Source organism: Chloroflexus sp. (assembly GCF_034431535.1).
GTDB lineage: Bacteria > Chloroflexota > Chloroflexia > Chloroflexales > Chloroflexaceae > Chloroflexus.
Window position 1 is genome coordinate 92,934 of record NZ_DAOUDC010000065.1, and the last position, 13,952, is coordinate 106,885.

13 protein-coding genes are annotated in these 13,952 nt (G+C 61.3%); 8 read left to right on the forward strand and 5 right to left on the reverse strand.

Annotated elements, in window-relative coordinates; genetic code table 11:
• The first annotated feature begins 136 nt into the window (after window positions 1-136).
• The 4 genes from U9R61_RS15610 to U9R61_RS15625 all read left to right on the forward strand — a co-directional run bounded on the left by U9R61_RS15610 (window position 137) and on the right by U9R61_RS15625 (window position 4,796).
• Window positions 137-781, forward strand: coding sequence for a TetR/AcrR family transcriptional regulator (locus U9R61_RS15610; protein ID WP_322489737.1), 645 nt, complete (start codon window positions 137-139; stop codon window positions 779-781).
• Window positions 782-784: 3 nt separating this feature from the next.
• Window positions 785-2,545, forward strand: coding sequence for an efflux RND transporter periplasmic adaptor subunit (locus tag U9R61_RS15615; protein ID WP_322489738.1), 1,761 nt, complete (start codon window positions 785-787; stop codon window positions 2,543-2,545).
• A gap of 109 nt (window positions 2,546-2,654) precedes the next feature.
• Window positions 2,655-3,464 (forward strand): ABC transporter ATP-binding protein, encoded by an 810-nt coding sequence (locus U9R61_RS15620; protein WP_322489739.1) that lies wholly within the window; start codon window positions 2,655-2,657, stop codon window positions 3,462-3,464.
• An 81-nt stretch (window positions 3,465-3,545) separates the two neighbouring features.
• The gene (locus tag U9R61_RS15625; protein ID WP_322489740.1) at window positions 3,546-4,796 is read left to right on the forward strand and encodes an ABC transporter permease; all 1,251 of its coding nucleotides are present in this window, start codon (window positions 3,546-3,548) and stop codon (window positions 4,794-4,796) included.
• Between the two features lie 138 nt (window positions 4,797-4,934).
• Here U9R61_RS15625 and U9R61_RS15630 read toward each other — a convergent pair whose 3' ends face one another.
• Window positions 4,935-5,579 (reverse strand): SH3 domain-containing protein, encoded by a 645-nt coding sequence (locus tag U9R61_RS15630; RefSeq protein ID WP_322489741.1) that lies wholly within the window; start codon window positions 5,577-5,579, stop codon window positions 4,935-4,937.
• Between the two features lie 76 nt (window positions 5,580-5,655).
• The gene (locus U9R61_RS15635; RefSeq protein WP_322489742.1) at window positions 5,656-6,939 is read right to left on the reverse strand and encodes an NAD(P)/FAD-dependent oxidoreductase; all 1,284 of its coding nucleotides are present in this window, start codon (window positions 6,937-6,939) and stop codon (window positions 5,656-5,658) included.
• Window positions 6,940-7,395: 456 nt separating this feature from the next.
• Here U9R61_RS15635 and serC point away from each other — a divergent pair, with 456 nt between their 5' ends.
• The 4 genes from serC to dcd all read left to right on the forward strand — a co-directional run bounded on the left by serC (window position 7,396) and on the right by dcd (window position 10,656).
• On the forward strand, window positions 7,396-8,478 hold the full coding sequence (gene serC, locus U9R61_RS15640) for a 3-phosphoserine/phosphohydroxythreonine transaminase (protein ID WP_322489743.1): 1,083 nt from the start codon (window positions 7,396-7,398) through the stop codon (window positions 8,476-8,478).
• Window positions 8,471-8,851 carry a VOC family protein gene (locus tag U9R61_RS15645; RefSeq protein WP_322489744.1) on the forward strand — a complete coding sequence of 127 codons (381 nt, stop codon included), beginning with the start codon at window positions 8,471-8,473 and terminating at the stop codon, window positions 8,849-8,851. The genes serC and U9R61_RS15645 overlap by 8 nt, the downstream gene beginning before the upstream one ends.
• An 18-nt stretch (window positions 8,852-8,869) precedes the next feature.
• Complete coding sequence (locus tag U9R61_RS15650) at window positions 8,870-9,973, forward strand: glycosyltransferase family 4 protein (protein ID WP_322489745.1); 1,104 nt, start codon at window positions 8,870-8,872, stop codon at window positions 9,971-9,973.
• Between the two features lie 122 nt (window positions 9,974-10,095).
• Complete coding sequence (dcd, locus tag U9R61_RS15655; protein WP_322489746.1) at window positions 10,096-10,656, forward strand: dCTP deaminase; 561 nt, start codon at window positions 10,096-10,098, stop codon at window positions 10,654-10,656.
• A 96-nt stretch (window positions 10,657-10,752) separates the two neighbouring features.
• Here the strand turns inward: dcd and U9R61_RS15660 are convergent, their stop codons facing one another.
• From U9R61_RS15660 to U9R61_RS15670, 3 genes are all read right to left on the reverse strand, one after another.
• The gene (locus tag U9R61_RS15660) at window positions 10,753-12,423 is read right to left on the reverse strand and encodes a ribonuclease J (RefSeq protein WP_322489747.1); all 1,671 of its coding nucleotides are present in this window, start codon (window positions 12,421-12,423) and stop codon (window positions 10,753-10,755) included.
• Between the two features lie 157 nt (window positions 12,424-12,580).
• Complete coding sequence (locus tag U9R61_RS15665; RefSeq protein ID WP_322489748.1) at window positions 12,581-13,105, reverse strand: hypothetical protein; 525 nt, start codon at window positions 13,103-13,105, stop codon at window positions 12,581-12,583.
• Between the two features lie 102 nt (window positions 13,106-13,207).
• Complete coding sequence (locus U9R61_RS15670; RefSeq protein WP_066783974.1) at window positions 13,208-13,840, reverse strand: uracil-DNA glycosylase; 633 nt, start codon at window positions 13,838-13,840, stop codon at window positions 13,208-13,210.
• Window positions 13,841-13,952 lie beyond the last annotated feature (112 nt).

The following is a 13,952-nucleotide window of genomic DNA, read 5'->3' on the forward strand; positions in this document are numbered from 1 at the left end:
TTGCGGCAGCCGAGCGCCTGCCTGCGCAACATGACCTCTATGTTGGACAAAAGAAGTTCAAAGTATTGACAAAAGCTTTGTATTCGTGGTATATTACTTACCGGTCGGTAAGAATTGATGTGATTGGTCTTGTGAAATGGCAGAACTCAACCTCGCGCTCGATCCGCGCATCAGTGACAGTCCGACGGCGCTGCGCATTCTTGATGTGGCAGCCCAACTCTTTATGCAGCGCGGCTACCGGGCCGTTTCGATTAACGACATTATTCAAGCCGCTGGTGTGACGAAGCCGACCCTCTATTACTACTTCGGCGACAAAGAAGATCTCTTTGTGCAGATGGGTCTGCGCGTGCTTGAGACGATGTGCCAGCCATTAGCCGAGATCGCCGCTTCTGACCAGCCTTTGGTCGAGCGGTTGCAGGCGATGGCGACGCTGCTGATTACCGGCTACGAGGGCGATATGCGCATGATGCGCCACGAGATGATGGAGCATCTCGGCGAATCGGCCCGCGCTCGCCTGAGCGCCGCGTTCTACCAGCATCTGTTTGCTCCATTAACGTCTGTTATGAATGAGGCTCGTATTGCCGGGTTGGTGCGCGCCGATCTGGCCCCGGCGGTGCTGGCGATGCTCTTTCTTAGTCTGTGCGAGACCTTTCACGAATTGACGCCGGCCCATCCGATGTTGCGTTGGACCGGCGCCGTTTCACCGGCCCTTTTGGTTGATCTGTTTCTGCACGGCGCCGGCACGCAAGCCGCGCCCAAGTCTTCAACAGGGATGGCATAATTTATGAGCACCTTACCGCAGTCACGTCCTCGGATCAGATTTCCCCGCCTTTCGTTGCCAGTGTTGATCGCTGCCGGTTTGTTGATCGCGGTGATCGCAACCGTGGTCGTTCGTTTTGTTTCAACCTCTACCGTTGATCCGCTGGCTGGCGTGACGGTTGCCCCCGTTACCCGCGGCGATTTGCGCTTGACTGTCAATGCGACCGGTTCAGTTGAGCCGAATCAGACGGCTGAGCTGAGTTTGACCCTGCCCGGCCGGGTGCAAGAGGTATTGGTGACGGTTGGTCAGCCGGTGGCCGCCGGTGATCCGCTGCTCCGGCTCGATGATCGCCAGTTGCGTGCCGATGTAGCGGCTGCTGAGGCAGCGGTGGCGCTGGCCCAAGCCGATGTGCAAGCCCTGCGCGAGCGGGCTACTCCCGAACAGCGGGCCGAGGCCGCGGCGTTGGTGGCAGCGGCGCAGGCTGGGTTGGCCCAGACGCAGGCTAGTGTGACGCCGGCTGATGTGGCGGCGGCGCAGGCGGCGGTGGCAGAGGCGCGGGCGCGGTTGCAGAAGCTGCTGGAAGGCCCAGCGAGCGAGCAGCGGGTGCGGGCCGAGACGGCGCTTACGCAGGCCCAAGCTGAGCTTGATCGCCAGCGCGAGCTGTTGTCGGCGGCGAAGTCGGATGCGTTGGCCCGGGTTGAGGCGCAGGCCAATGTGGTGCGCAACGCGCAGAGCGCCTATAGCGATGCCTTCTGGAATTGGGAGCACGTCAAAGCCAATGGCACCGATCCGCGCACCGGCCGTTCGCTCAACGAGACCGAGCAGCGCGATTTCGAGCGCGCCTTCGAGCGGGCGAAGCTGGCCTTAGCCGATACGGAAGCGGCGCTGGCCCAGGCCCAGATCGCGTACCAGACCGCCGTGCAGAATGAGATCAGCGGGTTGGCCGCCGCCGAGGCGCGGGTCGCTAGCGCGCAGGCCGATCTCGACGCGCTGCTGGCTGGGCCGGCTGCCGATGCAGTCGCGGCGGCCCGCGCCCAACTGGCCCGCGCTGAAGCTGAACTGGCCCGCTTGACCGGCGCATCCCGCCAGAATGCGATTGCGGCTCAGCAGGCCCAGTTTGCAGCGGCTCAAGCGCGCTTGGCCCAACTCACCGCCGATCCGCGCGCCAGCGATATTGCCCGCGCCGAAGCGCGCCTCGCCCAAGCGCAGGCCCAGCTCGAAGCCGCCCGCATCCGGCTTGACGAAGCCACCCTGCGCGCGCCGTTCGCCGGCACGGTCGCCGCGATCAATGTCGCCCCCGGCGAATCGGTCAGCGGCCAAGCACCGATTGTGTTGATTGACGTGAGCCGCTACCTTGTTAAGGTGACAGTTGACGAAGTGGATATTGCCCGCGTCGCGATCGGCCAGCCGGTCGAGGTAAAAGTTGATGCCCTCAATGCACCGCCCTTCACCGGGCAGGTGGTTAATATCGAACCGTTGCCTGCCGGTACCAGCGCCGTTACCGCCTATCGCGTCACGGTGGCCTTCGACCCCGCCGGCCAGCCGGTGCGCCCCGGGATGACCACCGGCGCCGCGATTATTGCCGCAACGCGCAGCAATGTGGTGCAAATTCCTGCCACTGCGGTGCGCAACGTGGGCGCGAAGACGCTGGTTGAGGTGGTGACGACGGATGAGAATGGCCAGCGCAAGCTGACGGAACGCTCGGTGTTGGTCGGCTTGCGCGCTAACGGTATGGTCGAGATTAAGAGCGGTCTGGCCGAAGGCGAGCAGGTTGTCGTGCGCTAGTGACGATGGCTGGGTAGTTGACAGACAGAAACCGGATGGGTTGTGACGTGAGCGCGAATTCTCGTCACAACCCCGGCATACAGCAAACACTATCAGAAGGGAGACTTCTGTGACGACCGAATATGTGAGCCGCCCGATCGTTGAACTACGGAACATTCGCAAGACCTTTCCGACCGGTGATGGCGAGTTCCTTGCCCTCGACGACATTAGCTTGACAATTGCCGAAGGCGAGATGGTTGCGATTATGGGGCCATCGGGCAGCGGCAAGAGCACGCTGATGACGTTGATCGGGTTGCTCGACGGCCCGACCGCTGGCCAATACATCCTCGACGGGATCGATGCCTCATGCTTGACCCGGCACGAGCAAGCGCGCATTCGCAATCGCAAGTTGGGGTTCGTGTTCCAAAACTTCAACCTGTTGCCGCGCCTCACCGCGCAGCAGAATGTCGAATTGCCGCTCGTGTACGGGCGGATCGGCGCCCGCGAGCGGGCTGCGCGCGCACGAGCCGCGCTGGAAGCGGTCGGTTTGGGCCACAAGCTCGCCAGCCTGCCCAATACGCTATCGGGTGGGCAGAAGCAACGGGTAGCGATTGCCCGCGCGTTGGTGCATGATCCAGCGATCATTTTGGCCGACGAACCGACCGGCGCGCTCGACACGCGCACCGGGGCCGAGATTTTGGCTCTGTTCCGCGAATTGAACCGCGATCAGGGGCGCACGATCATCATCGTCACCCACGACCCCGAAATTGGCCGCCACATGGATCGAGTGATCGGTTTGCGCGACGGGCGGCTGGTTGACAACATTCTCAGCGAGTACTACGGCGTCGAGGTGTTGGAAGAGGTTGAGCGCACCCGCGGCCTTGAGCCGGTGCCGGTGCCCGTGATGCGCCGTCCGAACGGCGAAACGACCACACCATAACCGTAAACCGTAGCGGCAGAGCGCCGCTCTGCTGCTACGGTTCGCGAACCATTGCAACGTATCGATAGATAGAGGGAACCTATGTTCACCGAATTGATCGCCATGGCCTTTGATAGCCTGCGCGCCAATAAATTTCGCTCACTGCTCACCATGCTTGGTGTGATCATCGGCGCCGGCACACTGGTCGCGGTGCTCTCGCTCGGCAATGCGCTGCAAGGCCAAGTCTTCGAGCAGTTTGTCGATCTCGGCACCCGCCGGATCGCGGTTACGCCGGGTGATCCGCGGGCAAAGGGTGCGCGTGACGTGCCCGGCTACGGCTTGCTCTCGGTGCAAGATTATCAGGTGCTCGAGACGATGGTTGCCAACCGGCCCGATCTGTTCCGCGCCATTGCGCCGGAGATTACGGTCAGCACGCAGGCCCGTGCCGGCGCGGTCGCCCTGCAGACGCTGCTGGTCGGCACCAGCGCCGATTACCCGCAAGTGCAGCGCACGCCGATGTTGTATGGCCGCTTCCTCACCCCGGAGGACGAGGCGGAAGGCGCGCGGGTTGGCGTCTTGGGATGGCTGGTGGCGCGCGATCTGTTCGGCGCTGACAAAGCGGCGCTGCGCAATGTGATTGGGCAGACGATTGAAGTCAATGGCCAGCCGATTGAGATTGTCGGCATCATTAACGAAAACGGCGGCCCCTTCTCGACCGATGGCCGCATCTTTACCCCGGTCAGCACGATGCGCTTGCGCCTGATTGGTGATCTCGATCTGCCGGGACGGGGTTTGCGCATGAGCAGCGTTTTGCTCGGCTTGCAGAGCGAGCAGCAGCTTGATGAGGCGGTGGCCTTGATCGAGAGCACCCTGCGCGCGGCGCGCAATGTGCCGGAGGGTGTGATCAATGATTTCAACCTGCAAACGCCGACGCAGGCACTGAATGTGCTGGCTGGGATTAGCACCGCCATCACCGGGTTTATTGCGGTGGTCGCCGGCATTAGTCTGGTCGTTGGCGGGATTGGAATTATGAACATTATGCTGGTAGCGGTGACCGAACGCACCCGCGAGATCGGCGTGCGCAAGGCGCTGGGGGCCAGCGACGGCGATGTGCTCGGCCAGTTTGTGATGGAAGCGGTGGCGCTCAGTCTGGTGGGCAGCTTGATTGGTGTGATCGGTGCGATCGGCATTGTGTGGTTGATCGGTGCCGCCAGCGGGATCAACACCGGCATTTCGTGGATCGGGATTGCGCTGGCGTTGGGGTTTGCGTCGGCGATTGGGATTGGGTTCGGATATTACCCGGCCCGCCGGGCAGCATTGTTGCCGCCAATCGAGGCATTACGGTACGAATAACCAACCGTAGAGCCGCACCGCGGTGCGGCTCCAATCATCGTATTATCTATCACCCGCACCCATCGTCGCACGGCCGCGCGGCGCCAATCACCGGATGGCCATCCGCCCATACGGCCCGGCGCCGATAGGTCATCGTGATCAATGTTCCGGCGTCGTCACCAATTCGGTGCCAGCCACCCACCCCTCGCGGCCATCGGTGGTGCGGATGCGCCACCACGGATAGCCGTCTTTTTCTTGCGGGCCGGCCAGCAGGGTCAACTGCGTGCCGGGGGGCAACCCATCAAGTACGGTTGAGTCAAGGCCGGGAGCACTGCGCAGACGCAAGTTCTTGCCGCCAGCCTTTTGCACGTAGGCCACGCCACCTATCTGCAACCCGCCGGCAGCCGGCGCAGCCGCAGCAGGAGCCGGCGTGCTAGGGCCGATCTTGACTGCGCCGCCACTGCCGAGAGCGGTGGAAATGGCGCTCGCGATGCTGCCACTCTCGGCTGGAGCGCCCGCGCTTTTGCCGCCGGCCGCCGCAGCTCCTGCAGTGGTAGCTGCTGCCAGTTGCTCTTTCAATTGCTTCAGCTCAGCCTCCATCTGCGCCATGCGCGCCTCGGCGGCGGCTAACGCCTTGCGCGCCTTTTCGGCGGCAGCGGTATCTTGTTGCGCCGACTCGAGTTCCTCTTGCAGCCGCTTGATCTCTTGCGCCTGCCGCCCAATCTGATCGCTCATCGAGCGCATCGCTTGGCTGATGCCCTCGTTCGTATCCCCCTCGTTTTTCTTGCCGCCGAAATTGATCATGTCCCTCACTCCTTCTCAGCGACCTTGCCGACCCTCTCTACGGTTAGATGCATTATAGATGGTTCAGGCCGATTCGTCACCGGGGAAGATCGGCCCGAATCGCCTCAGCGCAACGTTCACCGCTCAACATGGCCGCGTTAATGCTGCTGGCTTCGGTCAATTCGCCAGCCAGATACAGGCTAGGCCGGCCAGTGCGGTTGTCGGGCAGGGTGGGATGGAGGCCGGGCGGTTGCGGGAATTGGGCGAAGGGGATGCGATCGACTCGCAAAATGCGGGCATTGGTCAGCGCAGTGGTCGCCGCTGTCTCGTTGACGAAGATGCGATGCAGATCGACCATCGTGCGGGCGACGACAGTACTGTCGTCAAGGTCGGGTACGCCAAGAATGGCCGCTGCATATAGATGCCAGCCAGCAGGCGCATACCCCGGCGCTACCGCGCTCATTGGGGCTAGCGTGTTGACAAAGGCGTTCTCGTCGGCGTTGAGCAGCAGCTTGTTGCCGCGGTAGAGCGGATGGCGAACGGCAAGCCAGACGCACGATGAACCGAGGCTGCCTTCCGGTACCGGTAATCCGCTCAGGCGGGCCGTTTCGGGGGCCGGCGTCGCCAACACCACGGCATCGGTGAATAATTCACTGCCATCGGCCAACTGCACGCCGCGCACCTTGCCGTCACTGCTGATCAACGCTGTTGCGCGAGTATTGAGTCGCACCTTGCCGGCAGCCACTAGCTCGGTGCTGAGCTGTTCGGCGATCGCGCCCATCCCGCAATTCGGCACCACCGTCTGACCATCGCTCATCATTTTGAAGTTGAAGCGGAAGCACTTAGCGCTGGTTTGTAGCGAACGACTGAGGAAGATGCCGCCGAAGAAGGGGCGGAAAAAGCGGTCGATCATCTGGTCGCTAAAACCGAGCGTCTTGAGTTCGGCGAGGGTGGTGCGGTCGGGGCCGGCAAGGATGTCGTCGATGGTTTGTTGGCGTATGCGTATGGCGAGTTGGAGCGTGCGCAGCTTGTCAGCCGGCGAGGCAATGCCGGTCAGGGCGGCGCCAATCAACGAGGCTGGATCGCGATCGCGCAGGGGGTCGGTCAACACCTCGCGCCGCCCACGCCATGCCACGATCGCGCCGGGATCGAAGGCGCGCAGGTCAAGCGCTGCCATATTGAGTTGGCGCTGCGCCGCCGGATACGCGGGAAAGAGCACCTGAAAGCCGCGATCGAGTACAAATCCGTCCACCCGATCCGAACGCACCCGTCCCCCTAGCCCATCACTTGCTTCGATCAATGTCACTTGATACCCGGCGCGGTGCAGGGTGCGGGCGCAGACCAAACCGGCCACCCCGCCGCCGATGACGAGAATGTGCATAGCGTCTTCCTTCTAGCCACGATATGCGATTGCCATGCTGATACTAGTACCCATCTCCTAGTGGGCGAGGGAATAGCCACGAAGTGACCCAAAAGGCACGAAAACGTTCAGATGATTGTTGATTTGTGTAGCGATTCCCGCACCCCACCCCAACCCTCTCCCGGTGGGGAAGGGAGGCATTGACCCTCGGCGAAGGTAACTCCCTCCGCGTTCTCTGCATTCTCTGCGGTTCACCAAATCGCTGCCCCGCTGGAAGAGGGAGGCTTCGGCATCGGTTGCCCCACCCCAACCCTCCCCCGCTAGGTGAGGGAGTCTCATTCCCCCCGGTGGAAGGCAACATGCTCCGCGTCCTCTGTAGCCAACCAAGAGACTGCGCGAACGTATCAAGACCTGTTTCCATTTCGAGTATACTATGATCCACGACAAGCCTGCTCGCAAGGGTAAAGGGGGCGACCGATGATCCACAACTTCAATCCCGGCCCGGCGGCGTTGCCGCCTGCGGTGATTGCGCGCGCGCAAGCGGAACTGGCCGATTACCACGACACGGGGATGTCGATTTTGGAAATGAGCCATCGCAGCAAGGAGTACGAGGCGATTAACGCCGCTGCCGAGGCTCACCTCAAGGCGCTGTTAGGGTTGGGTGACGATTACCGCGTGCTCTTTATGCAGGGCGGCGCATCAATGCAGTTTGCGCTAATCCCGCTCAACTTGTTGCCCGCCGGTGGTGTGGCCGAGTATATCGTCACCGGCTCGTGGGGCGAAAAGGCTTACGAAGAAGCGCAGCGGCTTGGCAATGCCCGCCTGCTGGCAAGCACAGCGGCTGATGGCTACCGCAGCTTGCCCGACGCAGAAGCATTAACGCCTGACCCGCAAGCAGCTTACCTGCACATCACCACCAACGAGACGATTCAGGGAGTGCAGTGGCCGGCTGACTTGCTCCATTTCGGCCCAGCTCCGCTGGTGGCTGATATGAGCAGCGACTTCCTCTCGCGCCCCTTCCCGGCTGATCGCTTTGCCTTAATGTATGCCGGCGCCCAGAAGAATCTTGGCCCCGCCGGTGTGACGGTGGTGGTCATCCGGCAAGACCTGATCGAGCGCGGGCGCAAGGATCTGCCGGTGATTATGCGCTACGCAACCTTTGCCAAGAACAACTCGCTCTACAACACGCCGCCGGTATTTGCGGTCTATATGGTCAATCTCGTGCTGGAGTGGATCAAGGAGCAGGGTGGCCTCGCGGCGATGGCCGAACGCAACGCGCGCAAGGCGGCGATAGTGTACGAGGCGATTGACGCCAGCAATGGCTTCTACGCCGGTCACGCGGCGCCAGCGGCGCGTTCACTGATGAATGTCACCTTCCGCTTGCCCTCTGCCGAACTCGAAAAGCAGTTCTTGAGCGAAGCGCAGGCCACCGGCATGGTTGGCTTGGCCGGGCACCGCTCGGTCGGTGGTATCCGTGCTTCGCTCTACAACGCGGTCTCGCCTGAGTCGGCGGCGGCGCTGGCGAACTTTATGCAGGAGTTTGCCAAGCGGTATGGATGAGCAACCCTACGCCGCCACCATTACCTTTGTGCCGGTCGCCGATCTGCAAGCGAGCGCGGTCTGTTATGGGGCTGCGCTCGGCTTGCCGCTCGTCCTCGATCAGGGCGGCATTCATATCTACCGGGTGGCGCGCGGCGGCTACCTTGGCCTGTGCCAGCAAACCGCGCCACCCATCGCCGACGATCGCCTGATCTTGACTGTCGTAACCGCCGATGTTGATGCGGTCTACCAGCGGCTGGTCGCTGCCGGCATTGCTACCGACGGCCCGCCGCGCGAAAATCCGCGCTACCGCATTTACCACTTCTTTGCCCGCGATCCAGATGGCTACCGGCTGGAAGTGCAGCGGTTTCTGCACCCGTTCGATGAAGCGTAAGGTAGAACCAGCCACCCTATGCGCGTTGTCATGCTCTCAAAGGCCGTGGTCGCCGGCGCGTACCAGCGCAAGCTGGAAGAGATCGCGCGGTTGGGGGTGGAGTTGACGGTTATCGCGCCGCCGGGATGGCGTGAGCCGCGAGTGGGGATGATCCCGCTCGAACGGCGCTTTACCGCTGGGTATACCCTCTTGACCTTGCCGATGGTTTGGAATGGCCATCACCACATTCACTTCTACCGTGGCCTGCGCCCGCTCATCCGGCGCCTGCGCCCGCAGGTGTTCCACATTGACGAAGAGAGCTTCAATCTCGCCACCGTTCTCGCCATGCGGGAAGGGCTGGTGGTAGGCGCGCGCTGCTGTTTCTACAACTGGGCCAATATCGATCGCCGTTACCCGCCGCCGTTTAGTTGGTTCGAGCGCTACAATCTGCGCCACGCCGCGCATGCCATTGCTGGCAATCAGGAAGCGGCGGCGATCATCCGCCGTCACGGCTATCGCGGCCCGATCAGCGTCATTCCCCAGTTTGGCGTCGATCCTGAGCTGTTTGCGCCGGCGGATGGGCCACGCCAGCGCGATGCCTTCATCATCGGCTATGTAGGTCGGCTGGTGCCGGAAAAGGGGGTGGCCGATCTGGTGGCGGCGCTAGCGGGCTTGCCGGCATATGCGCGGCTGCGACTGATCGGCGACGGAATCGAGCGTCCGCGCCTGTTGCAACTGGCGGCAGAACTGGGCCTCAGCGCGCGAGTCGAGGTCTTGCCGGCGGTGAGCAGCACGGCAGTGCCGGCAGCGATACGCGAACTGGATGTGCTCGTCTTGCCATCGCGCACCCAAACCAATTGGAAAGAGCAGTTTGGGCGAGTGCTGATCGAGGCGATGAGCTGCGGCGTGCCGGTGATCGGCTCGACCTGCGGCGAGATTCCGCAGGTGATCGGCGAAGCCGGTCTGGTCTTCCCGGAAGGCGATGTGACCGCATTGCGCGCGGCGCTTAGCCGCTTGATCGACCAGCCTGAGCTGCGCGCCGAGCTTGCCCGGCGCGGCCGAGCGCGCGTGCTGGCCGAGTTTACGCAAGCCGCGATTGCCCGCCGCTATGTTGCGGTCTATCAGGCGATGTTGGAAACGTGACCGGGGAAGGCGCAGCGCCTCTCCTCGTGAAAAGGCGGCTCTTTGCGCGTTCAACCATAACAAAGCGACAAACGGTTGCCCATTTCGACGGCGCACCACCCAACCACAGGAGGAATACCACCATGCCGGTCAAATCCGATCGCTGGATTCGGCGCATGGCGCTCGAACACAGCATGATCGAGCCATTCGTCGATCATCAGGTGCGGCAGGGCGTCATCTCGTATGGCTTGACCTCGTATGGCTACGACATGCGGGTCACTGACCACTTCAAGGTCTTTACCAACGTCTACAACGCGCTGGTCGATCCAAAGAACTTCGATCCGCGCTCGTTCGTTGACATTCGCGCCGAGTATGTCGATATTCCACCCAACTCGTTTGCGCTGGCTCAATCGTTGGAATATTTTCGCATCCCGCGTACGGTCAGTTGCATCGTGATCGGCAAATCATCGTATGCCCGCTGCGGGATCATCATTAACGTCACCCCGCTCGAACCAGAGTGGGAAGGGCATGTGACGATCGAGATCAGCAACACCACGCCGCTCCCGGCGCGCATCTACGCCAATGAGGGAATTGGGCAAGTGCTGTTTCTAGAGAGCGATGAGCCGTGCGAGGTATCGTACGCTGACAAAAAGGGGAAATATCAAGGCCAGACAGGGATCGTCTTGCCGCGGATCGATAAGTAGGGGCACAGCGGCGCTGTGCTGGGCTCCATCACCATCGGCAACACGATCGCCGGCGGCGCGTCTTGTGGTCGGGCACAGCGGCGCTGTGCCTGGGCCCTATACCTCCATCACCATCGGCAACACGATCGGCCGGCGGCGCGTCTCGCGGTAGAGGAATTCGCTTACCACATCGCGAATCTTGCGGTTGATATACGCTGCATCAACCGCACCGGCGCCGTTCTTATTTGTCAACGCGGTGCGCACTGTCTCTTTGGTTGCCTCGATCAAATCTTGGCTCTGGCGCATATAGACAAAACCGCGCGAGACCACATCTGGCCCGGCGACCAATTCGCCGGTAGCGCTGTCAATACTCACCACCACAATCAGCATGCCGTCTTTGGCTAGCAGTTGGCGATCACGAACCACCACATTACCGACATCGCCGACCGTTGTGCCATCGACGTAGATGTAGCCGACCGGCGCTTTGCCGGTGATCTTGCCATAGCCGGGAGAGAACTCCATAATCGAGCCGCCTTCGGCCAACAGCACCCGCTCACTGTCGGGCACCACTCCAATATTGGTCGCTAGCTTGCGATAGAGCATGAGATGCCGGTAATCACCGTGGAACGGCACAATAAAGCTGGGGCGCAGCAGGGCCAACACCAGCTTCAGCTCCTCTTGCGCAGCGTGGCCCGATACGTGGACGCGGGCTTCGGAGCCGTAGATTACATCGGCCCCGAGTTTAAACAGATTGTTAATCACCTTATTAACGCTGACCTCGTTGCCGGGGATGGGGGTAGCCGAGAGCACGACTGTATCGCCGGGTTTGATCTTGACGTGCGGGTAGTCGCGGTTGGCCATTCGGTTTAGGGCGGCCATCGGCTCGCCTTGGCTGCCGGTGCAGACGATCGCGATCTGGTCATCGGGATAAGCCGACATCTCGTGGGGGCGGATGATCGTACCCTCATCGGCGCGCAAATACCCGAGATCGAACGCAATCCGCGCATTGGTCTCCATACTGCGACCGGCCAGCATCACCTTGCGCCCGTAGGCTTCCGCCGAATCGATCACCTGCTGCACACGGCTGATGTTCGAGGCAAAGGTGGCAACGATGATCCGTCCGGGAGCGGTGGCAAAGATATTGTCGAACGCCTCGCCGACGGTGGCTTCGCTGGGCGTATAGCCCTTTGATTCAACCCGCACGCAGTCGGTCACCAGTACCAGCGGCTTACGGTTGCCTAGCTCGGCGATCTTCTCAAGATCGGTTGGGCGGCTATCAACCGGGGTATGATCCAGTTTCCAGTCGGTCAAATAGACCAACAAACCGGCGGGAGTCGTAATCGCGAAGCCGACGGCATCAGGGATCGAGTGGGCAATGTGAAACGCTTCTACGGTAAAGACACCCAATTGAAACGGCTCACGTTCGGTAATCTGAACCGTGGTTACCTTATCTTGCAGCCGGTGCTCTTTAAGCCGGTTGCTGAGCAAGCCAAGGGTAAGTTTCGTGCCATACACCGGCGGAAAGCCGAGATCGGCGATCAAATGCGGCACCGCGCCAATATGGTCTTCGTGACCGTGAGTAATGAGAATCGCTTTGATATGATCCGTCTTCTCGCGCAAATAGGTAATGTCAGGCAAAACGAGATCAACGCCGAGCATATCGGCATCGGGAAACATGACACCGCAGTCGAGAATGACGATATCGTCGCCATACTCAACCACCCACATGTTCCGGCCGACCTCCCCGGCGCCACCGAGTGGAATCACACGGAGACGTTGTTTGGCCATAGGTTTCTGTCAGGGCCGATGTACCAGCGACCCTTGCTCCTTTCTGATACGCACTATGTAACGTTGCTAACGGGCGCATCTGCGGTTGCGCCCAAACGAACGGTATAATGACAGGGTTTGGCACAACCCTGTTCAGACCACACCCACATGCGCCGTATCATACTGACGGCGCATGACCAACTGCTAACACGTCAGGCCGCGCTTGCGTGCGGGCCATTGCCTGTTCGATCTGCGCAACCAATTCGTCACGTTGATCAATATCTGGGCCGATGACCAACCGTTGCCGGCCATGGGCCTGCCGGTGAAGCCAGCGTAAGAGCGGGTTGGCAATCATTTCCGCTGGATCGCGCCGGCAAGCGATGACGATTGCTTCATCGGCAACCACGGGTGAGGGCCGGAGCGCAAGTAAGTCTTCCCACGGGCACCACAACCGCACACCCATGGCTTCGTAGGTGAGACCGTCGTCAGCGGGCGTAAAAATAGCATCCCATTCCGCGATCAGATTCCAGATCAACAGTGGTGTGGCGACAATCAGCACGAACAACAACAGTGCCGGCGCCGCTTGTTCGATCGCGGGTGGTTGCGCGAACACCCGTTGCAGATCAGACCAGAACGCTGCCGGATGGAGGCTAAGGCGCAGCGTACTGGCAAAACTCCACAGGGCGAAGACCCAGAGGAGCATTGTAACCGCTATCATCAATAGATTGTTGCGCCGGCCGGCCGGCGAGAGGCGATAGGATCGTGGCATTGATTTGGTCACACCACCGGCAATGGGCGGCCATGGTCAGAAGAGACGGAGCTGCTCGGGCGGCTCATCGGCTGGCGGCGTTGCTGGGGCTGCGGCGCTGCGTTGGCGTTCGGCGTCGGCTAAGATGGCGGGCAGGCGGCGAAAATCTTCTTCCAGCAACGGCCGGTTTTGGGGCTGGTGCAAGGCGGCGGCGGGGTGGATCATCGGCACAATTAATCTCCCGTTGACATAACGAGGTTGGCCATGGATGCGCGAAATCCGCTCGCCGGGCAGAAACAGGCCCATCGAAAAGCGGCCCAGCGTCACAATCACTGCCGGATCAATGGCCGCAATCTGACGCATTAAAAACAGTTTGGTACAAGTCTCGATCTCGTCCGGCTCTGGATCTCGATTTTGCGGTGGCCGGCACTTAACGACATTCGCGATATAGACTTCATCGCGACGCAACCCGGCTAGCGCCAGCAGGTCGGTCAAGAATTGACCGGACGGCCCGACAAAGGGGCGGCCCTGCCGGTCTTCGTGGTAGCCGGGGCCTTCGCCGATCAACATCACCCGCGCGTTGGCTGGGCCTTCGCCGGGCACGGCGCGGGTGCGCCCGCGATGAAGGTTACAAGCGGTGCAGCGTTGCACCTCTTGGGCAATCGTAAACAAGATATCACTGGCTGTCACACGCCCATCCTTGCATGTTTCAGCTTTACCTTCTTTATTATAGCATACCAATGACAATGACATTCGCCCTATCTTATGCTACACTAACCATAACAATGACCGATTCCAGCAG